Raw genomic sequence first — 221 nt, 5'->3', positions numbered from 1 at the left:
CAGCTCAACTTCGACACCAGCTTCACCGGCAAGGACCTGCTCCGCACCCGTCTGCGGGCCGGTAACTTCGCCCAGTCGCCCTTCGGCGGCCCCACCGTCGGCCTGAACGCCACGGAAGCCGGCTTCGAAGAATTCTGCGGCCTGGGCGTCGACTGCGGTGACGTGGTCGCCATCAACCGCCTCTTCTACCAGTTCCCCCTCGGCAGCAACTTCACCGCCAC

Annotated in this window: 1 pseudogene; it reads left to right on the top strand. The window is 66.5% G+C overall.

Annotated features, from left to right (window positions below):
• A pseudogene (locus KUG39_RS16985) lies at positions 1-221 on the top strand (iron uptake porin); the annotation flags it as partial.

Origin of the sequence: Synechococcus sp. CCAP 1479/10 (assembly GCF_019038515.1) — a bacterium.
Classification (GTDB): domain Bacteria; phylum Cyanobacteriota; class Cyanobacteriia; order PCC-6307; family Cyanobiaceae; genus Cyanobium.
Note: the sequence above shows the minus strand (reverse complement) of the source record. Positions and strands in the feature narration are given on the sequence as shown.